Source organism: Pseudomonas sp. MWU12-2345 (assembly GCF_023242385.1).
In the GTDB taxonomy this organism is placed as follows: Bacteria; Pseudomonadota; Gammaproteobacteria; order Pseudomonadales; family Pseudomonadaceae; genus Aquipseudomonas; species Aquipseudomonas gingeri_D.
On record NZ_JALLJA010000006.1, the window covers coordinates 218203 to 239252 of the forward strand.

At 51.7% G+C, this 21050-nt stretch carries 17 protein-coding genes and 2 other RNA genes; 10 read left to right on the forward strand and 9 right to left on the reverse strand.

Annotated features, from left to right (window positions below):
• The first annotated feature begins 128 nt into the window (after positions 1-128).
• The 3 genes from zipA (at position 129) to M5C71_RS14840 (ending at position 4887) form a co-directional block, all read left to right on the forward strand.
• A complete protein-coding gene (gene zipA, locus M5C71_RS14830; protein ID WP_248768121.1) occupies positions 129-974 on the forward strand; it encodes a cell division protein ZipA in 846 nt (281 codons plus the stop codon).
• A gap of 98 nt (positions 975-1072) precedes the next feature.
• Positions 1073-3430: an NAD-dependent DNA ligase LigA gene (ligA, locus tag M5C71_RS14835; RefSeq protein WP_248768122.1), complete on the forward strand. Its 2358-nt coding sequence runs from the start codon at positions 1073-1075 to the stop codon at positions 3428-3430.
• A gap of 287 nt (positions 3431-3717) precedes the next feature.
• On the forward strand, positions 3718-4887 hold the full coding sequence (locus M5C71_RS14840; RefSeq protein WP_248768123.1) for a putative zinc-binding metallopeptidase: 1170 nt from the start codon (positions 3718-3720) through the stop codon (positions 4885-4887).
• Positions 4888-4965: 78 nt separating this feature from the next.
• Here M5C71_RS14840 and M5C71_RS14845 read toward each other — a convergent pair whose 3' ends face one another.
• On the reverse strand, positions 4966-5148 hold the full coding sequence (locus tag M5C71_RS14845; RefSeq protein WP_152737293.1) for a hypothetical protein: 183 nt from the start codon (positions 5146-5148) through the stop codon (positions 4966-4968).
• 414 nt (positions 5149-5562) lie between these two features.
• Between M5C71_RS14845 and M5C71_RS14850 the strand changes: the two genes are divergently transcribed.
• From M5C71_RS14850 to M5C71_RS14865, 4 genes are all read left to right on the forward strand, one after another.
• Positions 5563-5877 carry a hypothetical protein gene (locus M5C71_RS14850; protein ID WP_248768124.1) on the forward strand — a complete coding sequence of 105 codons (315 nt, stop codon included), beginning with the start codon at positions 5563-5565 and terminating at the stop codon, positions 5875-5877.
• A gap of 336 nt (positions 5878-6213) precedes the next feature.
• An RNA gene (ffs, locus tag M5C71_RS14855) (signal recognition particle sRNA small type) lies at positions 6214-6310 on the forward strand.
• A 207-nt stretch (positions 6311-6517) separates the two neighbouring features.
• Positions 6518-6877, forward strand: coding sequence for a hypothetical protein (locus M5C71_RS14860; protein ID WP_248768125.1), 360 nt, complete (start codon positions 6518-6520; stop codon positions 6875-6877).
• 41 nt (positions 6878-6918) lie between these two features.
• Positions 6919-8868: a hypothetical protein gene (locus M5C71_RS14865; protein WP_248768126.1), complete on the forward strand. Its 1950-nt coding sequence runs from the start codon at positions 6919-6921 to the stop codon at positions 8866-8868.
• 412 nt (positions 8869-9280) lie between these two features.
• On the opposite strand, the gene M5C71_RS14870 is transcribed toward M5C71_RS14865, so the two are convergent.
• From M5C71_RS14870 to M5C71_RS14890, 5 genes are all read right to left on the reverse strand, one after another.
• A complete protein-coding gene (locus M5C71_RS14870) occupies positions 9281-9778 on the reverse strand; it encodes a hypothetical protein (protein ID WP_248768127.1) in 498 nt (165 codons plus the stop codon).
• Positions 9779-10512: 734 nt separating this feature from the next.
• A complete protein-coding gene (locus M5C71_RS14875; protein ID WP_248768128.1) occupies positions 10513-12978 on the reverse strand; it encodes an SIR2 family protein in 2466 nt (821 codons plus the stop codon).
• A 325-nt stretch (positions 12979-13303) separates the two neighbouring features.
• Entirely contained in the window at positions 13304-13921 is a 618-nt protein-coding gene (locus M5C71_RS14880) for a recombinase family protein (RefSeq protein ID WP_248768129.1), read from the reverse strand.
• 130 nt (positions 13922-14051) lie between these two features.
• Positions 14052-14258: a hypothetical protein gene (locus M5C71_RS14885; RefSeq protein WP_103498448.1), complete on the reverse strand. Its 207-nt coding sequence runs from the start codon at positions 14256-14258 to the stop codon at positions 14052-14054.
• 112 nt (positions 14259-14370) lie between these two features.
• Complete coding sequence (locus M5C71_RS14890; protein WP_103498447.1) at positions 14371-14622, reverse strand: helix-turn-helix transcriptional regulator; 252 nt, start codon at positions 14620-14622, stop codon at positions 14371-14373.
• Positions 14623-14738: 116 nt separating this feature from the next.
• On the opposite strand from M5C71_RS14890, the gene M5C71_RS14895 reads away from it, so the two are divergent.
• On the forward strand, positions 14739-15338 hold the full coding sequence (locus tag M5C71_RS14895; protein ID WP_247263311.1) for a hypothetical protein: 600 nt from the start codon (positions 14739-14741) through the stop codon (positions 15336-15338).
• Positions 15339-15362: 24 nt separating this feature from the next.
• On the forward strand, positions 15363-15644 hold the full coding sequence (locus M5C71_RS14900) for a hypothetical protein (RefSeq protein WP_103498446.1): 282 nt from the start codon (positions 15363-15365) through the stop codon (positions 15642-15644).
• Positions 15645-16518: 874 nt separating this feature from the next.
• Here M5C71_RS14900 and M5C71_RS14905 read toward each other — a convergent pair.
• Positions 16519-18093, reverse strand: a complete 1575-nt coding sequence (locus M5C71_RS14905) for a hypothetical protein (protein WP_248768130.1) — start codon at positions 18091-18093, stop codon at positions 16519-16521.
• A 358-nt stretch (positions 18094-18451) separates the two neighbouring features.
• Positions 18452-19801: a site-specific integrase gene (locus tag M5C71_RS14910; RefSeq protein WP_248768131.1), complete on the reverse strand. Its 1350-nt coding sequence runs from the start codon at positions 19799-19801 to the stop codon at positions 18452-18454.
• 126 nt (positions 19802-19927) lie between these two features.
• Here M5C71_RS14910 and ffs (M5C71_RS14915) point away from each other — a divergent pair.
• Positions 19928-20012, forward strand: an RNA gene (ffs, locus tag M5C71_RS14915) — signal recognition particle sRNA small type.
• Positions 20013-20275: 263 nt separating this feature from the next.
• Here ffs (M5C71_RS14915) and M5C71_RS14920 read toward each other — a convergent pair.
• Positions 20276-20917 (reverse strand): hypothetical protein, encoded by a 642-nt coding sequence (locus M5C71_RS14920; RefSeq protein WP_248768132.1) that lies wholly within the window; start codon positions 20915-20917, stop codon positions 20276-20278.
• Between the last annotated feature and the right edge of the window lie 133 nt (positions 20918-21050).

Here is a 21050-nt window from a genome sequence, read left to right on the forward strand (position 1 = left end):
GTTAATTTAATGTCAAGTTTTCTTGTGCGTGGGAAAAAATGCCTGTCAGAACATAGAGTTGGCGCCACGCTTTAAAGGGGTTTCAGCCCTTTCTTCATAGAACCATTTATTTAGAGGCACGGGATTACATGGAAATCGGTCTGCGCGAGTGGCTGATCGTCATCGGCATCATAGTCATTGCCGGTATTCTTTTTGATGGCTGGCGCCGGATGCGCGGTGGCAAGGGCAAGCTCAAGTTCCGTTTGGACCGGAGCCTGTCGAACCTGCCGGACGAGGACACCAGCGCCGAATTGCTGGGCCCGGCCCGGGTGCTGGACACCCACAAGGAACCTCAGCTGGACGAGCATGACCTGCCGTCCGTGAGCATGCCGGCGCGTGAAGGCCGCGAGAAGCCGTCCAAGCGCGGCAAGCGTGGTGGCGAGCCGAGCCAGGGCGATTTGAACCTGGACCTGGATGAAGGCCCGAGCTTCAGCAGCCGAGACGATGACTTCCCCGAGGAAGGCAACAAGCCAGCGGCGCGTCAGGAAAAGGAACAGCCAACGGCGGAAGAAGTCTTGGTGATCAGCGTGATCAGCCGCGACACCAACGGTTTCAAAGGCCCGGCGCTGTTGCAGAACATTCTGGAAAGCGGCCTGCGTTTCGGCGAGATGGATATTTTCCATCGCCACGAAAGCATGGCGGGTAACGGCGAAGTGCTGTTCTCCATGGCCAACGCGGTGAAGCCGGGTGTCTTCGATCTCGACGATATCGACCACTTCACCACTCCGGCGGTGAGCTTCTTCCTCGGTCTGCCGGGCCCGCGTCATCCGAAGCAGGCGTTCGACGTGATGGTCGCCGCCGCTCGCAAATTGTCACAAGAGCTCAATGGCGAACTGAAGGATGACCAGCGTAGTGTGCTGACCGCCCAGACCATCGAGCACTACCGTCAGCGCATCGTTGAGTTCGAACGTCGCGCCTTGACCCAGAAGCGTTGAATGGCTGAGCGCTTTGCGCTCATCGCCAGCGAACCGGCTCCTACCGCACTAACATATTGAGCAGCCTCGGCTGCTCTTTTTGCTTTTGAGAGAACTCCATGACCGCCGCCCACACCCGGATTCTAGAGCTGCGCGCTGAACTGGATCAGCACAACTACCGTTACCACGTCCTCGACGAGCCGAGCATTCCGGACGCCGAGTACGATCGCCTGTTCCACGAACTCAAGGCCCTGGAGGCCGAGCATCCGGAACTGGTCAGCGCCGATTCACCGACCCAGCGCGTCGGCAGCGCGGCACTGTCGGCCTTCACCCAGGTCCGGCATGAAATCCCCATGCTCAGCTTGGGCAACGCCTTCGAAGAAACCGATATGCGTGAGTTCGATCGTCGGGTCAGCGAAGGCCTCGACCTGCCGACCGGCGACCTGTTCGGTGGCGGCGCCGAAGTTGAATACAGTTGTGAACCCAAGCTCGACGGCCTGGCGGTCAGCCTGCTGTACCAGGACGGCGCCCTGGTCCGTGGCGCCACCCGTGGCGACGGCACCACCGGCGAAGATATCAGCGTCAACGTGCGCACCGTGCGCAACATCCCCCTCAAGCTTCACGGCAGCGGCTGGCCGGCGACCCTGGAGGTACGTGGTGAAGTCTTTATGTCCAAGGCCGGCTTCGAGCGTCTGAACGCCTCGCAGCTGGAAGCCGGCGGCAAGACCTTTGCCAACCCGCGCAATGCCGCAGCCGGCAGCCTGCGCCAGCTGGACTCGAAGATCACCGCCAGCCGTCCGCTGGAGTTCTGCTGCTACGGCCTGGGCCAGGTGTCCGCCGAGATTGCCGACACCCATATCGGCAACCTCCAGCAACTCAAGGCCTGGGGCATGCCGGTCAGTCGTGAACTGAAGCTGGCGAAAGGTATCGGCGAGTGCCTGGATTATTACCGCGATATCGGTGAGCGGCGTAACGCGCTGCCCTACGAAATCGACGGTGTGGTGTTCAAGGTCAACAGCCTGGCGTCCCAGCGTGAACTGGGTTTCCGTGCTCGTGAGCCGCGTTGGGCGATTGCTCACAAGTTTCCGGCCATGGAAGAACTTACCGAATTGCTCGACGTGGAATTCCAGGTCGGTCGTACCGGTGCCGTCACCCCCGTGGCCCGACTGAAGCCGGTCAAGGTCGCGGGCGTGACCGTGTCCAACGCCACCTTGCACAATATGGATGAAGTGGCCCGTCTGGGACTGATGATTGGCGACACCGTGATCATTCGCCGGGCCGGCGACGTGATTCCGCAAGTGGTGCAGGTCGTGACCGAACGGCGCCCGGACAATGCCCGCGCAGTGCAGATCCCGGAAAGCTGCCCGGTGTGTGGCTCCCATGTCGAGCGCACGCAACTGGTCAAGCGCAGCAAGGGCCGCGAGACGATCAGCGAAGGCGCGGTGTATCGCTGCGTCGGCCGATTGGCCTGTGGCGCGCAGCTCAAGCAGGCGATCATCCATTTTGTCTCCCGTCGGGCCATGGATATCGAAGGCCTGGGGGACAAGACTATCGAGCAGTTGGTGGATGAAAAGCTGATCGCCTCGCCAGCGGATCTCTACACCTTGGCGTATGAGCAGATCGTCGACCTGGAAGGCTTTGCCGAACTCTCGACACGCAACCTGCTGGAGGCGATTGCCGACAGCAAGAAGCCGAGCCTGGCGCGGTTTATCTATGCCCTGGGTATTCCCGATGTGGGCGAGGAAACGGCCAAGGTTCTGGCGCGTAGCCTTGGCTCGCTGGAGCGGGTCATGCAGGCGCTGCCGTCGGTCCTGACCTACCTGCCGGATGTCGGCATGGAAGTGGCCCATGAGATCCACAGCTTCTTTGAAGACGAGCACAATCGCACGGTTATCAAGGAACTGCTGGAGCGTGGGCTGGAATTGCAGGACCAGGGGGAGCTGGGCGCCGAGTTTGCCGCCAGCACTACCCTGGGCGGGCTGATCGCCAAGCTGGATATCAGCTCGGTGGGGCCGACGGCGGCGGAAAAGCTGGCGGCCAAGTTCGGTTCGGTCGAAGGTGTTATCGCGGCGGACTGGCTGGATCTGCGCCAGACCTTGAGTGAAAAGCCGGCCAATGCCGTGCGTGAGTTCTTCGCCCAGCCGGAGAATGCCCGGCGAGCCTTGGCGATTGAAGCGCAACTGCGTGATTTCGGCATGCATTGGCAGAGCGAGAAAAAGGCTGTGGAAGGTTTGCCGCTGACGGGGCAGACCTGGGTGCTGACGGGCTCGCTGGAACTGATGAGCCGCGATGTGGCGAAGGACAAGCTGGAAAGCCTGGGAGCCAAGGTAGCGGGTTCGGTCTCGGCCAAGACCCATTGCGTGGTGGCGGGCCCAGGTGCCGGCTCGAAACTGGCGAAGGCCAACGAACTGGGGCTCAAGGTGCTGGATGAAGAGGCGTTCGTGGCGTTCCTGAAGGGCCGTGGTATCGAGGTCTAAGCCCGAAAGTGCCGCAATCTCCTGTAGGAGTCGGCTTGCTGGCGATGGCGTCCTGGAGACCGCCAAAAGCTTCGCTGGCAAGCCATGCTCCTACAGGCCTAGGTCGTACACACAACTTTCATCCGACACGAAACTGTAGGAGCAGGGCTTGCCCGCGAAGAGGCCCTTGAGGCCACCAAATCTTCCGCGGCGAGCCACGTTCCGACCGCCGATGTTTCTTCCCTGCATCAGGGAACCCACCACCATGCCCAATGATCTAGTCTAGGCAGGCCCCTGGAGAGATCGCCATGTACCGGTTCTTCGAACAACTCAGTTCCCGCATCGCCGCGCCCTTCATCAGCGAACCCTCGCGCAACAGCAAGGTCTGGCGTTGCCGTTGCGATCAATCGGTATTCTTCCGCAACAGCCAATGCCTGGCCTGTTCCGCGGCCCTGGGCTACGAGCCTCAGGGCAGTGTACTGTCATCCCTCCAACCCGGCCCCTACCCAGAGAGCTGGCAACTGGACAGCGACCCCGACGCAGGCCTGTTCCGCCGCTGCGCCAACCTCGACACCGCGGCCGCCTGCAACTGGGTGATTCCCTACGCCCACGGCAGCGCCCTGTGCACCGCGTGCGCCCTCAACCGGACCATCCCCGACCTGTCCATCACGGAAAACCCCGAGCGTTGGCGCAAGGTCGAAACCGCCAAGCGCCGCCTGGTGGCCCAGCTGATCACCTTGGGCCTGCGAGTCATCCCGAAAACCTGGGACGAAGAAAGCGGCCTGGCCTTTGACTTCGTCGGTGTCGACCTGGAGGGCAAGGCCCCCATGACCGGCCACGCCAACGGCCTGATCACCCTCGACATCAAGGAGGCCGACGACGAACACCGGGAAAAAGTCCGCGTGCAGATGCGCGAGCCGTACCGCACCTTGCTCGGCCATTTCCGCCATGAAGTAGGTCATTACTACTGGGATCGGCTGATTGCCAACAGCCACTGGCTGGAACAGTTTCGCGGCCTGTTCGGTGACGAGCGCGCCAGCTATGCCGACGCCCTGGAGCGTCATTACCAGCAGGGTGCCCCGCAGGACTGGTCGCAACACTTCGTCAGCGCCTACGCGACCATGCATCCCTGGGAAGACTGGGCTGAGACCTGGGCGCATTACCTGCACATGATGGATGCGGTGGACACGGCGCTGGGCTTTGGCATGAGTGCCAAGGAATCGGATTTCGACTACCCGTCGTTTCCCCTGAGCGCGCTCTACGACCCGCAACATCCGGAGGGGCCGGCGTTCCTGTCGTTCGTCAACGCCTGGATCGAGCTGGCGGGCATGCTCAACGAACTGTCCCGCAGCATGGGACAGCCGGATTTCTACCCCTTTGTGCTACCGCCGGCGACCATCGCCAAGCTGCACTTCATCCACCTGGTGATCCAGGAGGAGGGTGGCCGGGCGGATGAGGTGTTGCAGGTCGCGTCCTGAGGTTTTTTTACAAGCCCAGTTCGCTGTTTGAGCCGAGTTGGATGAAGTGCAAGGTCGCGTCATCCGGTTTTCGATAAATCATCCTTCTGCGTTCAGATCCGCCATCAAGTCCTCTATGGAGTCGAACGATTTCAAGCTACCTTGTCTGGCTTCTTTCATTGCCTTCAAGGTGCTGGTGCTCAGCTCTGGCGATTTGAACTGTAGCGTTTCATCTTTGATGGGCTTGTCAGTGTGAGTAAAAACTACTGTGTTTGCGAGCATGGTTAGATTCTCCAGGTTGGCTCAATGTTTCTGCATGAGTCTTACTTGTCAGCATCCAGTCAATTCTCGGTGTGGTGTTGTCGAAAGATCCCTTTCACTTGCCTGAAATTTCCTAGAAAATCCCAGCCCGTTGCGCCTGTTCGAACCGGCGGCTAGTCTGCATTCCGTCACCGCAAAATCGGTGATGTGGACGTGCAAGTCCGGTTCGCAACATCAGGCGCACTGTCGCTCCTCGCCTTCAGTCATTCTCTGTGTCTGAAATCTGGCGTTATGGTGGCTGTGCGCGGGAGATCTTCGGGATCTGCCGGGTTTCCTATGTTGCCCCGGTCTTGCACACCTGCGTACAGCTGCCACCCTAATTCGCGTGCAAGCGAACGGGTGATGGCTCCCACTCAGCAACTTAGGACCATCACTATGTTCAAGATCACCCCCAATCCCCCAACCGAAGACCTGTCGTCTCTTGCCAGCCAGTTGGCCATCGAACGAGCTTTCGCTCACTACGAGTTACCACCGGACAACACCCCGCGTCGCCGACACGAACGGCTGACTACCGAAGACGCTTTGGCTCAAATCGACGAAATCCTCCAATCGGCTTCGGCCACTGCCTACGAGTGTGCGGACAACCTGCAGGGGTCCAATCGCAAGCTGGCCTTGGGTGTGGTGCATCTGGTCGATTTGGCCTTGAGCCGGGTGGATAACCTGCTGGATAGGCAAGGGCACCCTGCCTGACCTTGAGCAGGGCCAGTCAGGTTAAGAGCAATCTCAAGTCTGGCTGAGGTTTGTGGCGAACGGGCAAGCCCGTTCGCCACAAGACCGTGCTCGGCGATATTTGCGTTGGAACACCGACCTGTAGGAGCCGGCTTGCTGGCGATGACGGCAGTGAATCCACCACTGCCGTCGCTGGCAGGCCACAGGTCTTGATCCACGCCCAGGACCGCCACACACCAGACACCGACAAGTACTTGACCCTCATCGAATTTTTATCGACACCAAGCGGTTGTAACTTCTCGTTATCTAGGTACAATGGCGCAGCTCGCCGTCAGGCGGGCGTCGTTATGGTGACCCCATCGGTCCCCCCGCAACGATTACCCGTGAACCTGGTCAGATCCGGAAGGAAGCAGCCACAGCGGGAACATTGTGTGCCGGGGTGTGGCTGGTGGGGTTGCCTCCATAACGCAAGTCCTTGAATTCTCAAGGATTTCTCAGTCAAAAATCTCGAAGTGTGACAGCGTATAGGTACACCTAAGTGGTGCATTCATAGCCGCAGTCTAACGCCTATCTCAACAGCGATTCCACCTAATCCAGTACACTAGCTCTCGTGTAAAACGGTAGCCGTCTCCAGGGGCGCACGAGCGGGAGCATTACAGCCATGAGTGATTTGACTGGCCCAGAAATTTCGCACTGGATGCGAAAGGAAACGCTTGCGGCTCATCTTGTGCCGCTGCTTGAGCGTTACGATGTTAAATGGCGTGGTCATGGCGTAATTTATGTCGACCATGAACACTACAATATCCAAACGCTCCATCAGATTCTCGCTGTCTTAAGTGTCGACCTTGGGGTACCTACTCAGGCGATTCGCTCCAGATTGATCGAACTGGGGTGGCTTAACGACGTTCGGAGTGTTCTGCCTGCCAAGAGTCGTGTTGAGCACGTTGTTGACTCGCTTCTGCATAAATCACTAAGAGGCACAGATACGGATAACTTCGAAATCGATGAAGCCTATGACTAGGATTGACTTCGATGTGTCTTCAGCGTTGGTAATGAGGTTATATGCAACCGGAACACTTTGATCTCTCCACTCCATTGTTCCTGCCCATCGCAGAAGAAACCTGCACAAGCTTGCTCGACGCCTCCCCGGAGGCCCTCGATGGCCTGACAGATCCGGAGCTGGCCGCGCTGTTGGTCATCCAGAACCTTGTACAGGTCACGGAAAAAGATCTCACCCCGGCGGCCGTCGAGCGAATTCTTGCTAAGTTGTTGAACTGGGCGGTTGACGCTACTAGCCCGACATCAGCAAATTTGTTGTCAGAAGCGAAGCGTTTGTTCGACCACAGCAAGCTTTACTTTGGCATTGAAGCTATCAAGAAATCGAAGCTACGCTTCCTACTGGCCGATGAAGTCGCAGCCCGGAAGTACCTGTTGCCCAGCGGTAGGTGGGATGTCGAATACAAATATCGACACGCCCGTCATCATCATCCTTTCCGTAGGCAGATGGTTACCTTGGGCCACGACGAGCGCTGGCTGAGCGGCGCACAGGATCATCTGGTCAGGACGTTTAGAGCCAACCTGGATGAGCACCTGCATGTACAAGGCTACGCCGGAATCGGTAAAAGCCACCTGATGGGAGCGTTGGTCGAATGCTTGCGACCGGAGAAGACGCTTGTACTTGCGCACAGTGAGGAAAAACTTGCAATCCTTCGCAAGCGGATGAAAAACAACAGCCGTGAACTGACCTGTAGCACTTTTCGAAAGTTCGCACGGGTACTGCTTCTTCGGCGAGTTGCTCATCCGGAAAATGCAGGAGTAGGGTCGAGCAAGCAAATGCTTGCCCAAAAGCTGAACATCATCGGGCTGGGACCGCACGATGCGCTGGCGACGATGGATATCTGCTTGAAAATGCTGGAACTCTATTGCCGTTCACGGGACTACACCTTGTCGGCCAAGCACATACCTCTTCTACACAAACCATTGTCCAAAGTGGACTCTATGGTGCTGCTGGAGTATTCGAGTCGGTTGTGGACTTACGTTCAGGCAAATCCGGAATGGGAGCGCCACACGGGTTTCGAGGTGTTGCTGATGATCAAGTACGCGAGCCTGGAGGGTTGTGTGGTATCACCTCGTTATTCGCATGTGCTGGTCGATGAAAGCCAGGATGTTCCTGCCTCATTACTTCAGATTCTGGAGCGCGGGCGCCAAGTGCTGGTGACCTTGGGGGACGAATACCAGCACGGAGACAACGACGTCGCCACCCGTGCGCAAACGGTTCGGCAGAGCACTATCGGCTTTTCCGTACGCTCGGGACGCAACATCGAGCACCTGGTCAACCCGTTGATTTCTCGGCATTCCAGGAAAACCAAGGAACCGTTTGAAGGTGCTCGCCATGCCGATGTCGGCATTGAGGAATATCCGGAGGCCTTCGTACCGCCAGAGGGCTGCGTCATCCTAACATCTTCCTTGTGGGACACCATGAAGTGGGTAATGCAGTTACGCGACCTAGAGTGCCCGTTCAGTTTCCATTCCAGCCACGCACAGAAGAACCTTTGGCGTTTTATGATCACAGCCATCGGTTTGTTCAATCCGCGCTTTCACCAACAAAGCGAGGAAACAGCACATCCATATTTCAACGAGTGGACGAATTGGCAGCAAGTGCGAGCCGCAAATCAGTTTGACGATTCTTTCCTCTGGGTGGAAGCCGAGCTGGAAAGAGGTTTCAGGGTGGCAGACGTTACCCGAATGAGCACTCTGGTAGGTCAGGCTAGCAGAAGCTGCATGTTGATGAGGGCCGAAGAGGCTGGAGGCATGGAGTTCGATTATGTACTCCTTACCCCAGGGTTGCTCACCACGTTGAAATTCAAGGACGCCTATGAATTCGATCAGCGGATCTGCGCCGTCTACATCGCCATTTCCCGAGCTAAGCAGAGGCTTTATGTGCCTTATAAGGTGCTTGACTGGATTGTGCATCACGATGCTCAGAAATTCCGCGAAGGGTTTATCCACTGATGGCCTTGCTGAATGTAGTGAAATGTCATACCTCGCTGGGTCGAGGTAAAGAGCCATTCTCGTAGCTTGCCGAAGCAGCTCAACTCGCAACACACTTTGAAAAGTTGGCGATTGAAATAGCCGATGATGAGCGATTCATCAAAACACGGGGTATTAGAAAGCGGGGATTGTTAGTGCAAGTTGTCTGGGGAGATAGAATCCCCCCCCCCGATGAGCACGAGAGGGTTACAGGACTCGCACAAGGAGAGGATCCTCAAGACTGGAATCTCGTACACGTTGTACGACAGGCCAGTGATATCATTGACAAGAGACTTATGATGGATGAGTAACGTGCATTTAGCCATGTCCGACATGATAAAAATGCCCCACAGAGGCTCACAGGAGCTTGAAGGGCGTTATGTATACTAAGGCATCAGAACAGAGTCCAACCCCTGACATTATTGAAACCAATGTAACCCCCCATTTGATCCTCAAGTTGCTTCAATAGGTCATGAAAACCGTCTCGTGCCTTTGTACTCGCTTCACGGAGCGGACCCAGCTGGTCTGCATTATCAAACGCACCGTTAAGTCTCAGTAATTCTTGCTCCATAAACCCACGTACTGTTTGGCCGCTGTCTTTCATTTTTTCGAGTGTGGCGGAGACTCCGCTTTTCTCTTCAAACAGAAATCTAGACTCTCTGAAGTACTTTATGAATCTAACACCAATTTCTTTGACTTTTTCATGGTCACCAAACCAAATTGCATTGTGATAATCAAGAGCCGCTAGATAAACATCAAATCTTCTATTGTAAAGATCGAGTTTAACCTTGGCGCTAGCGATCCTCATCTGTGTCCATGCTACTGTCAGTGCTACCAAGCCAACCACAGCACCAACTACGCTTACAATCGTTGTAACTTGAGAAGTACACATTCATTAGATCCCTGTTTTGTTGGAGGTGCCACGGTAGAATGCGAGTCATATAATCTATTGTACTGCTCGATTGTACTGCTGTTGAAGCTTTAATCCCCGTATCCACGGGGTTAACGGAGGTGAGGGTGATGAATGGTGAGCTACTATCTCTCTGCCATACATAGAAAAGCCCCGCAGATCAAGTTTTCCGGTTTGCTTCCGTATTGTGCGTAGGTGTTGTACTAAAATTTCGCAACCAGAAACCTCTGGGGGCAAAAAATATGGCAGTTATTTTTTGATTTGACCATACCTATAAAGTGGTCTCATTTAGCCCCTTTAGCCCTTTCTGAGGACGCGTAGTCAGTCCCCTCCTATGCCACCCCTTCGCGTAGCCCTGTCCAAGCTGATTCATCAGTATGAAGCGATACGGACATACCTAAACGCTTCTGGGCCTATCATGATCTCTCCTTGATTAGATTCCTGATGGGTATTGGCACAGACTTACCCACCGTTTACATTCGATCTGACAAGCCAATTTCATCGGTTTACCAGTGCATTACGTAGTCATGATCGACAGAGGACACGCCCAAAGTTGCGACACGTAGTTGATAATTTTTGTTGGAGATGATGCGCGTGCCAAAAAAATCGCCGACTAGTATAGAAAACCTAAATTTATTCTCGCGTGCAAGTAGCTTTACTTTTCATTGTTTATAATGCTGCACCTATACAGGTGCAGCAAGTAGTTGTGCGCATAATTACGCACTTTCTGCCTCTGTCCAAGTACCTGTCACGGTATACCTGAACATACGTTCATAGGCCTCCCTAAGACGGCTATCATTGGGGAGTGTTTCGCTTCTACTCTTCAATGATTCAGAAAACTCCCTGGCATGTTGACGAGCAATCGCTTCTCCTGCATGCCGTCTCATTACTTTAGTATATCCTTCGGATAGAGTCACTAAAGGGAACGTATCATCGCTTTGGAGAATGCTGTCAAGCTCTTTTAGTATGGTCTTGGACTCTTCTGCATACGTTAACGCAGTCTGCTTGTCCGAAGTGTGTTCCGCTACAATAAGCAATTGTTGCGCGAGTGCGTGTAGCGTGTGATCCATCGGGTATGCTTGACGAGCAATCCGAAGTTTCTCCAAGGATTCATCTTGATCATGAAAATCCCGAAGAGAAAGGCCATATTGAAGCCAAAATAACCCATCCTGTTCGAATTTCTTTTCAAGCGATTTGTATAATGGCAATACTAAGTTTCTTCGGCCTTTTAGCACGTCACGCAGAAATGCATGGTTAATTAGACCTTTGTATATGGAAGCGTGAAGCTTGTCAACGTGCTTAATGACCGGGGTTTTATACTGTGAGAACGCCTCTAGTAGTGCGGCTATTGCTTTGATTGTTAGTGTTGGATCTACAAGGTGGTCGAGTACGTAGCGGATGTAGACGGGATGGCGTACGGATAACTTATTATCTCTATTTACTACAATGCCAGCTAAGTTCTCGGAAATAATAGTTGTCCCACTATGTATGCCAGCAGCACTTAGAGCACGATCGACTAGAGATGCTGGAGCCTCAAATTTTCTATCTGTAATTAGGCCGACAACCATAAAAGTAACAATTTCATCTTCTTTGGTTAGTCCGGAAAATTCATTGGCAATAATCTGACCAAATCCTAGGCCAAAAGTAGACTCAAGCAAAGCGATCAATAGCTGCATTTGGGCGCGACCGATTAGTTCCGCCGTTCGCTGCTTGGGAGTCATTTGTCCAAGACGCGTCCAAGATCCATATATCTCTAATTTAGAGAGAATTTTCTCAGCATCCGCTTTGCTGAACTGATCGACAATTATTGGCGAGTTGAAAAACTGATCCAGTTTTACGCTGGTTTTTCGTTTCCAAATGTTTTCCCTCTCAGCGCCAATGAGCATACTTTTCTGTAGCCGTCTTGAGAAAAATACATCTCTAAGTTGGTCGGAAAAGAAGTCAACATTATCTATGCCGATAAGCACCCTTGGAGCCTTTGATGATTTCTCTATAGCTTCGAGGGTTGCCTGTAACTCATCAATAGGTTGATTTATGTAGAAAACTTCCCACTCAGGGGTATTTGAAATCTCATAACATAGTTGCATGAGTAGAGTGGTTTTTCCAGAGCCTGCCGGACCGATCAAAGGTGTAATGCTATTGGCTTTGAAGCCGGCAGTTAGACTTTCCTTGGTTTTACTTAAAACATCTAGAGCCGCAGGTATTTCATTTGCAATATCGATCCACGATGGTCGGAAGCCTTTATAGAAATCATGGATTGCAGCACCGATTGTCGTTTGGCCTTGAGGTGGTATCGTTGTGCGCTTAACTGGAAAAATATGATCGAATAACGACGCATATCGGTTAGTATCTTTCGATGAAATAATTTCTGCTAGTTGAGGGATGCTCGCGATAGCTAGATCCAAAGGCTTTAGGGGCTTTGGGAACTCCATTTTTAGCCATTTCGTGAAGTCGCTAAGAGTTCCTGGAATGTGTTCAATGTTGTATTCGGAAAGCGACGCTTTTTGAAAGTCAGAAGCTGATGGGGTTATTACATAGCTTCGGCCTGGAGCTTTTCCTGTAGTACTTTTATAGCGTTCAATGTGAAACTTTAGAAGCGGCTCGTTAAGTTTTGTTCCAATAAAAAGAATCGGAGATCTGATAAAGTCGGAACCGCACTGTTCATACCAAGGTAGCGATCTTGTAGTGGCCTTTGCATAATCGCTTGATGAGAATATGATTCCTTCGTCAAGTCGATCAATAGTGCCGTTCAGTTTCACATAGTCAAGTCTGTCAAAAAAACTATCCTGATCTATCACTGCCTGTGCAGATAAATGGATATGGAGCTTTTGTACTCTGGTGAGTCGCAACGCAGTTTCAAGTGCGTCATCAATATTCAGTGTGTAGATACGCCTCCACGCAAAAGAGGCTAAGTCGCTGTATTCACTAGAAGGAGTTGCGTTTCTGAATATGTCTTCAAGGCTAGAGTCTAGCCTTGCCCCAAGCTTTGCTCTAACGGCTGAATACACCTCATCGAGCGGCTCATCATCGTAACTATATCCGCCAATGTCGGCTAAAAATTTTGCCAGCCCAGAGCCGTCCAAAACTGGGCCTTTTGAAGTGGTGCAGCCCTTTGAAGCCCCTGCGCCCAAGAAAAGGATCAAGTCCCCTTTTTCAATAGCTCCCTGTAGATCCTTGTTCATTCTAAAATCTCACGGTTGGGGTATTTTTAAACCAAGCGGATCCGCGACATGAATCAGCTAGGTGATGGCTCAACGCTACTGTTCAAAATAACCGATTTCTGACCAGGAAAACAGCTCCAATAGAGCGGCGACCATACCTCCCCCGGAAGCCGTCAGTCGGGCATAACTTTCAGTATCGATGCTAAACTGACCCGCTCTGCCGGCTGAAATCGACCGTATGGCCACTGGCAGTGGCAAAGGGACGTTTATCCAGAATTCATCTGCTCCCAAGAGCTCCACGTATGACAACGCATGCATTAGGCGGGTATGTGAACCACCACAATGGCTATTTCGTCTTACGCTTGATCCGGTACACGGTTGCAACGCCACAGTCCGCCAGCTTGGCTACCTGATCAGCCGACATGGTTGGGTGCTTAGCCATCAGTGCTACAACCTTGTCCCACATCGCAGTGTCCTTGGACTTCCCGGTAGGTTTCCAGTCGGGATCAGCAGCACGCTTGTTTGCCAGACCTTGATTGATACGTTCAACGCGCTTCTGCTGATCTAGTCGGGCCATAGTGGACATGAGGTCGATCAGCATATTGTTGATAACCCGCATGACTTCACCGCTGATGCCACTGGATGCCATTTCCCAGCTTGTAGGTAAGTCAGCAATGATCAGTCGTAGGCCCTTGCTCTTGATCTGTGCCTTTAGGTTGTCCCAATCATCCAGCGACAAGCGGCTCAACCTGTCTACGGATTCGCACAGAAGGATCTCGCCGGGTTGAGCAACATCCAATAGACGCATCAACTCGGGACGGTTGAGCTTGGTCCCACTGATGTTCTCTGCATACACGTCGACAATAGTCAGACCCTTGTCAGCTGCGAATGCTTCCAGGACGACCTTGGCCCGATGGGCATCTTGATCCTTGGTACTGGCTCGCAAGTAGAGGTGGGCGTTCATGGTGAGCTATCCTTTATCATATGTTTCGATAGATCTATGATATGTGAATCACAAATCTATCTGCAATAGATATTTGATAGCTTTCTGGGGGCAGTTATCGGACTACCAGACAAGTAGAGTTCTTTGATAGCTAACGGCGTAGCAATTTGATTGCGTTGGCGATGCCTTCGGCGTTGATGTCGATTGTTTGTAGCGCCGACAAGACATTGACGTGGACGTTCTGGCTACCGCGTTCGAGGACCCAACGAGAAATCTCTTCTATCGCGGCACCCAGCGCGTTCTGATTGAGTGCAATCAGCTCAAGGGCGTCGGCGATGGTGGCATCACGGTCTGGCACTGGATGTGTTCCTTGATGTGGGATGAATATCTATTTTCCAAGTAAAGATGCCTCCACATCACGGTGCTTCATCATCTTGGGCCAGCAAGGACCCGAGCTCACTGGTGGTGTATCACTTTATCCTTTGAATCCCATCGGTAAAATCCTGGATCAGCTCCACAAGGTCGCATCCAAGCACCTCACACAGGTCGTGAATCTGGATGATATCCAATCGGCGGGTGCCTCGCTCCACGTCGCTCATGAAGGACTGCGGGCGTCCCAGTGCGTTTGAGCATTCCACCTGTGTCAGACCGGCCTTGATCCGTCGGTCTTTCAGCAAGGTCAGAAACACCTCGTATTCGGGTCGGTAAATGGCCTTGGGCATACGGCTATCCATTGAAAATAGCCCTACACGCTATATCCGCTTTTCAGATATCTGATTTTCAGATAAATTTGGAAGCACATGGCAATCGGCCATGCATAACCCTGAAACGGATCAAAATGAAACGGCACATCGGGATGCTTCTATCGTCATTGAGCCTACAACCGGCCCATCTGACGGGCGTAAGGACAATGGTGCCCAGCCAATTGGTGTTCTGCGGACTGGCCTTTGTTGCGATCAATGCATGGGCCGATGTCGACAAAGAGAGCTTTGACAAAACGGTTCATGATGATGTGACCTATCAAAAACAGCTTTTACATCCTAGAAGCAACTCGGCGAATGTAGGCGGCCTTCAGGTTGTTGCAAATGGTTGTGTAGCACGTCGGAAGATCGGAACTCTGAATCCCGTCTTAGAACCTCAATCGTGGGCTGGTTCAAGGTTTCTGATTCTCAACGCCAGTTTCAAGAACATTTCGACTACCAGCAGGTATCCATCGCCGGGGAGTGTAATGATTCATAAAGGTGGGAGGACTTATAAGTTTGATAAGGTCGAAATGGTTGGTGGAGATGGCTTTGGTGTTGCAGTCGAACCTATCAATCCATTAATCACCTATCACACTAAGCTGATCTATCGGATTCCCGCCGATTTGACCGGTCGTATCGTTTGGCAACCTGACGAAAGGACCGCCGATGTCACCGTATCATGTGGGTCGATCTAATTACTCAATTTGTAGGGGGATGTTATGAACAAATTCGCGTTGATGGTTATTGTAGTTCTTACGGGATTTGCACGGTTTGCGCTTGCAGGAACCAAGGCCAATCAAGAACCTGGTATGCTCTTCTGGATACTTGCGGCTATTGTTGCACCGATGGTGATGTATTCGGCAAATAAGTGGAGGTTGTGGGGGTTAGGATTTAGGTTCGGGATGGCCAGTAAGACCACCTTTCTGTCTTCGGTCAAATGGACAGTTGCATCAGTGGTCGTAACTATTGCCTCACTATTGATACTTGCTGCATTTGGCTAGGTTTGAAAGCCGGATAACACAGTAGTACGAAGCCCCGCTTTTAGGGGCTTTTTCATGTGTGCCGCTTTTGTTGTGTCATCCAAGATACCCTTGATTTAATAGAGCATGAGATAGAATGGTGTAACGTCTAAGTATGCGAAAGATACATAGCACTTGTACCGGATGGTCTGGTGAATGACATCCAATAAAATCTGCCTAAAACAGATGCTTTGGTGTACTGGTGTAACAGATGTGCTGCTAAAGTTTGGTTTTCTAGGAAGAACTGAGATAGATGTTTGGAAACCAAAATGCTGCAAAATATTTATATAAAAATATTGATGCTTTCGGCGAGGGGGATGTGATATGGCTGCATAGGAGGGGGCTTGATGTTTCTGGTGTTCGTCAAGTACACCCGAAACAACGCCGTAGGCGAATGGAACGGACTCTCTTCTCGGAGGTATATACCGTTAAAAGCGTTTAAATGAACTGCTAGGATTCTGCGAAGTTGATATGGGTATGCACGAGCTTGCGAGTGCACCCGCAGGGCTGGGTAGACCCATATGAACCGATTGCTATTTTAAGGTTTGATAGAATTCAAATGCTCCTAGTTTTTTAGCGGTATTCGAAGATCCAAGCCGTCTGCTGAGAATTGATGGTTCTAGTGGTTTTGAAATCTAAAATCACTATAGTGTTCAGTTCGTCAGGTTGTTCTAGGTGCACGCTTCGCGCAGAACACACTTCGTGCGTTCTGATCTTCTCTGTGCTTGGAATGGCTATTCTGGTTTTAGAATATGCTTGAAGATTTTAAAAGTTGGCTGTATCTCTAAGAAGTATTCTTAGGGATGCGGCCGTTTTTATGCAGGCTAGCCGCCCAGCTTTCACCGGGCGGAATCTATTATACGAAGAACTGTTCCAGGCCTTCGGCAGGCTTGACTGGTAAGCTTTCGCGTACGTTTTTTGTCCATGTACGGGCAGTTCTCTCTGCTACCTTCCAAAGCTCCGTCACGGCCTTGTTGATATCGGCTTGTTTAAATCCGTTATTGAACCCATGTTTGATGAAGTTAATAGCTTTGGTTTTTTCATCGGGTGGGGTTTTAGACCGGCCGTCTGGTTTCGCAGAAATGGTCAACGCCAAACGATGATCAATAATAGCGTCCGTCATATACGTTTGCTTGAAGTAGTTCGCGACTTCTGTATCCTGCACGTAAAAGTACACCGGCTTGGTATTTCCCCAAGTCCGGATTGCAGTGCGGGTGACAGCTTGCAAGCTTGCCTCATTCTTATTTCTAACGATCCAAGCTTTAATTAGCTCAGTTAAATTAATATCGTACCTGTCACCTACAACCTTTAGACAGATTGTATCGTTTGGGCTTGGTTTTCCGGAAAACAACAGTAAGGCAGCGGTGCTGTCCTGATAACAGTTCAATCCGCGACAATCCATCGGGACAAATTTAATTTTAGTATTCACTTTTTGAGCCGATGGTTGATATTTTTCGCTGAATTTAGACCATGAGTTCTGAATGACCAAAAAGCTTTCATTGGGCGAATGCTGAATTGCTGTTTCGAATACCCGATCAATGATTTGATTGTTCTGCCCGTCATGAGTGTATCCCAGGTTTCCTTCTTCATTTGCTAGTACTTTTGTTTTTGACCAGCTACCGTTTAACATCGGATAAATATAGATGGGGCAGTTATATTTTGACGGTTCTGGAGTGAACTTCGAGCGTGTGTATTTGTAGCCCATTCTCTTCGCAAAAAGGTCAAAGAATCCCCCTTCAATATTCGCAGCCAAGATATGGGTTTCCCTTGCCCGATCAATCTGATTAAACACGGTTTTATCAACAATAGTGTGGAAGTTGATAAAACCACTTTTTTCAGTTTCAAAGAGTACGATATTTCCGGTCAAGATTGTGTCATAAATTTTATGTTCAACTGCCGATAATGTAGACGCGTTATCCTTATTCGACATTGATGATTTGTACGTTTTTACCCGAGCCTTTATTTCCGTAAGCAGACCATCCTTGATTTGCAGTTGATTATTAAAAGCTTTGGTGGTTGCAAAGATTGTTTCTGCTTCTTTGGATTTCAAGGTGAAATGATTGATATCCATAATTTCGGGAATTTCGTCAATGATCAGGATATAACCTTTGAGAAGAATAGGGTCGGTACGTCTCAAGGAGTCGTGGGTCGTGATAATCAACGGATGAGCCTTGCTCTTAAGCGCTTGGGCCAGGACCCTTGTTACTGATGTTTTATTGTGTTTGATTTCATCCTGATCACTGTTAATGATCAGAGGGGTTAGATTCGCTTTTTTCATGCTTTTCAAAATGTCGTCGTTTAATTTTAAAGTTGGAAGCGCCATGATGACGTTGTACCCGCTTCCAATATAATCTGGAATCTTATTGATTACGGCGCTCGTTTTTCCAGCCCCTGGGGCGGCAATGGCGGTGTGAATATACTTGATGGGCATTACGAATGTACCTTTTTGTGGTTGAGTTAATCCCTGCTGATAATGACGGTGATCATCGGTATCAGCGGGAATTTCGTTTTGGTTGAGTGGAGTATGAGGCCAAATCGTCCCAATCTAAACAGTTTCAAGAATTATTTTTAATTTTAGGGGGTGATGATGTTGTTTGGGATTTGCTTGCTTGTATTGAATGATTATTTGATTGAAACGTTGTGGGCGCTGTTTTGTTGGTGGTGTACTGTGGTGTTAATTATTTGTTTTTGAATTGATGTAATTGTCTGGGGTGCCTTCTCGGTGGAAACAGCTTTGAGATGCACCCCTTTTTTATTTTCCTGGGGTCATATCGACCAGCAAGCGGATGTCATTCACCGTTGCTCTCCGAACCCATGAATGTTTGTATGGCTTGAGCTTGAGGTGCCAGTTCAATCTGTCGCAGTGCGTCCACCATAGCCCTCAATGGGCTGCGACTGCCGTAGATGCTGAATGTCACTGCGCCGTCCTCGTGCCCTACAATACGTTTGATTAGCGAGTCCTGGACCCCTGCATCCCGGAGATCATCAATCAACGTGTGCCGAAAGCTGTGGAAGGTTTTCTTGGGATCGACGATTCCGCGTTTTGTCTTGTAACGTCCGAACCACTTCGACGGTGCATGGCCTAGCTTTCCCCGTACGGGTTCAAGTTCACGGAACAGACGATCTGCTCCGCTGGTCCTGACCTTCTCCACGTGTCGTAGCAGACCGAGTTCGATCAGGGTGGGGTGGATCGGGAGTAAGCGACGACTGCTGGCATTCTTGAGGTTCTGTCCTTTATGGGTGTCGTCGATGCGTAGGCACTGGATTCCTTGTTGTTCGATGAAGTCATCCACGCGCAGTTGGCAAAGCTCTTCGAGTCGTGCTCCTGTGCATCTACCCAGCAGCGGTAACCAGTAACGCCATGGATGCTTGCGTGCTTCAGCCTGGAGTGTGTTCAGATCAAGGAGTGTGCGTAGGTCGTCATTGTCGAATGACAAGCGGGCCTCCTTGGATGCACCGGTCATCATCTTGAGTCCGGCCAGTGGGTTGTCGGTGATATAGCCGTTGGCCTTGCACCAGTTCATAAACGCCGAGAGTTTGCGTAGTCGATTGTTGACCGTTACCGCCGTGATGGTCTTGTGCGTGCCACCCGATTCGACGACCTGTCGCAGAGTCTTCCCTTCGAATTCGGGGCGTAGGCCGAAGTATTGCGGGCAGCGGCTCAACCGTTCTTTCAGCAGTCGGGCTTGTTGAGTGTCGAAGGCTTCGATGGGCATATTGCCCATCAGATCGAACAGATCGCGTAGTGCACGTTCCACCTCGAAGATACTGACGGTTCTCCATGTACCGCCGCGTTTCCCTTCTTCTATATAGAGCTTTGACAGGGTAGACAGGGCGGGACCATCAGCGACTGGTTTCGCGGGCTTGACTATAGGCAGGTGTGAGCGATGCATTGTGGATGGGGCAGGGTATGCATCTCGCCATTGAGTGCAAAGCCTACGCAGCGTCTGAAGGTCTGCCAGAGGGTGTTCGGACAGGTGTCCATGTACTTGCTGGGCGAGGGCGGTAGCGAGGAATAGAGCGCTCTGCCGGTGCCGAACGTTTAAGCTCAAACGCAAGGTGTGACAGCGTGGGTACAGGTGTTGGGGGAGCCGGAGGTTCAGGTAATAACAGGGGCCGCGACGGATCAGATAGGCCATGGTGTGACACCGATGTGTGACAGCAATGTGTGACAGTGCTGGTTACACCCCAAGTGCTGACTGTCCGTGCCGAGTGTTGGTACGGATGATTGGAAGCAACCTAAACAGCCTTAACCCCCGTAATACAAGGCCCCGCAACGATTACCCGTGAACCTGGTCAGATCCGGAAGGAAGCAGCCACAGCGGGAACATTGTGTGCCGGGGTGTGGCTGGTGGGGTTGCCTCCATAACGCTCCCCATCAAAGCTTATTCCCCTGAATATCAGTCAGAGTGCCAGATCAAGATCAGCGCTTCGATTTTCTGCGTCCGAAATTCAAGATTCGACCCGAAGCCTTGGCACCCTGGCTCGTGCCACAAATCCGGACGCCACACGGAACCTGGCCGGATGTTCTATAAGGCTGTTACCTTCGTTTGACGACTCTCGTGTGATATCAGAGCTGTCCAGGGGGTAAGGGTGGGGAGAAAAATGCTATATCAGACATCCACGACCTTCGGTTGCATGGCCGGATTCAGCGCCACCTCATGGGTCAGCATGTTAAAAGTTTGCGGTTGCACGACATACTTCCATTTGCCCTCTTTGTAGAACAGAAAGTTGAACGCGTTGGGCGCAGGATATTTCTGGTCGCTACGGCAATAGTCACTGGCGTCAATGCAGGAAAGAATGGATTGTCCCTGGGCCAGGATCAGTTGATTGATAGTTGCGCTGTCTGGATGTTGGTGATGATAAATTCTGAGCATGTTGCTGCCGGCCGGAGAGGTTGTTGTGACCAGCGCGCACCCGTTCATGGCGGCAGTGAATACAAAATTATGCTGTGGATTATGCCGTGGTATATCGACAAAACCAGGCAATACGTTGCCTTGAATAAAGGGGCACCAGTAGGCGGTGACCAAGGGATCGGCATGCGTGGGGTTGCCGGTTGGTGCCAGTACGACTTCTTTCGCCTGCCCGTCACCCAGTAGGTCGAAGGCGCCTGATTTGACGGTATTAAGGACTCTGTTTCGCTGTTGGTTCGTGCTGTTCGCCTGATCCTTCATAAACCACGACACATTGTTTATCGCTCGCTGAGCGACATACCATATCGGATTGTTCCTAAAAGTCAGGTTGTGGCCGTTCATAATGATCTCCAGTTGTTGCGAAAATACCCGGCACCAAGGAAAGTGCCAGTGGGTGTGTAGTATTTTGTGAATGGAGAGAATGGTATTTATAGATTGGTGGGCGGACAAGTAATCAAATATGATGAAATATTTC

Bases quoted from the DNA above. Each gene is read 5' to 3' on its own strand.
- zipA (WP_248768121.1), top strand. From the start codon at position 129: ATGGAAATCGGTCTGCGCGAGTGGCTGATCGTCATCGGCATCATAGTC.
- ligA (WP_248768122.1), top strand. From the start codon at position 1,073: ATGACCGCCGCCCACACCCGGATTCTAGAGCTGCGCGCTGAACTGGAT.
- M5C71_RS14840 (WP_248768123.1), top strand. From the start codon at position 3,718: ATGTACCGGTTCTTCGAACAACTCAGTTCCCGCATCGCCGCGCCCTTC.
- M5C71_RS14845 (WP_152737293.1), bottom strand. From the start codon at position 5,148: ATGCTCGCAAACACAGTAGTTTTTACTCACACTGACAAGCCCATCAAA.
- M5C71_RS14850 (WP_248768124.1), top strand. From the start codon at position 5,563: ATGTTCAAGATCACCCCCAATCCCCCAACCGAAGACCTGTCGTCTCTT.
- M5C71_RS14860 (WP_248768125.1), top strand. From the start codon at position 6,518: ATGAGTGATTTGACTGGCCCAGAAATTTCGCACTGGATGCGAAAGGAA.
- M5C71_RS14865 (WP_248768126.1), top strand. From the start codon at position 6,919: ATGCAACCGGAACACTTTGATCTCTCCACTCCATTGTTCCTGCCCATC.
- M5C71_RS14870 (WP_248768127.1), bottom strand. From the start codon at position 9,778: ATGTGTACTTCTCAAGTTACAACGATTGTAAGCGTAGTTGGTGCTGTG.
- M5C71_RS14875 (WP_248768128.1), bottom strand. From the start codon at position 12,978: ATGAACAAGGATCTACAGGGAGCTATTGAAAAAGGGGACTTGATCCTT.
- M5C71_RS14880 (WP_248768129.1), bottom strand. From the start codon at position 13,921: ATGAACGCCCACCTCTACTTGCGAGCCAGTACCAAGGATCAAGATGCC.
- M5C71_RS14890 (WP_103498447.1), bottom strand. From the start codon at position 14,622: ATGCCCAAGGCCATTTACCGACCCGAATACGAGGTGTTTCTGACCTTG.
- M5C71_RS14895 (WP_247263311.1), top strand. From the start codon at position 14,739: ATGAAACGGCACATCGGGATGCTTCTATCGTCATTGAGCCTACAACCG.
- M5C71_RS14900 (WP_103498446.1), top strand. From the start codon at position 15,363: ATGAACAAATTCGCGTTGATGGTTATTGTAGTTCTTACGGGATTTGCA.
- M5C71_RS14905 (WP_248768130.1), bottom strand. From the start codon at position 18,093: ATGCCCATCAAGTATATTCACACCGCCATTGCCGCCCCAGGGGCTGGA.
- M5C71_RS14910 (WP_248768131.1), bottom strand. From the start codon at position 19,801: ATGGCCTATCTGATCCGTCGCGGCCCCTGTTATTACCTGAACCTCCGG.
- M5C71_RS14920 (WP_248768132.1), bottom strand. From the start codon at position 20,917: ATGAACGGCCACAACCTGACTTTTAGGAACAATCCGATATGGTATGTC.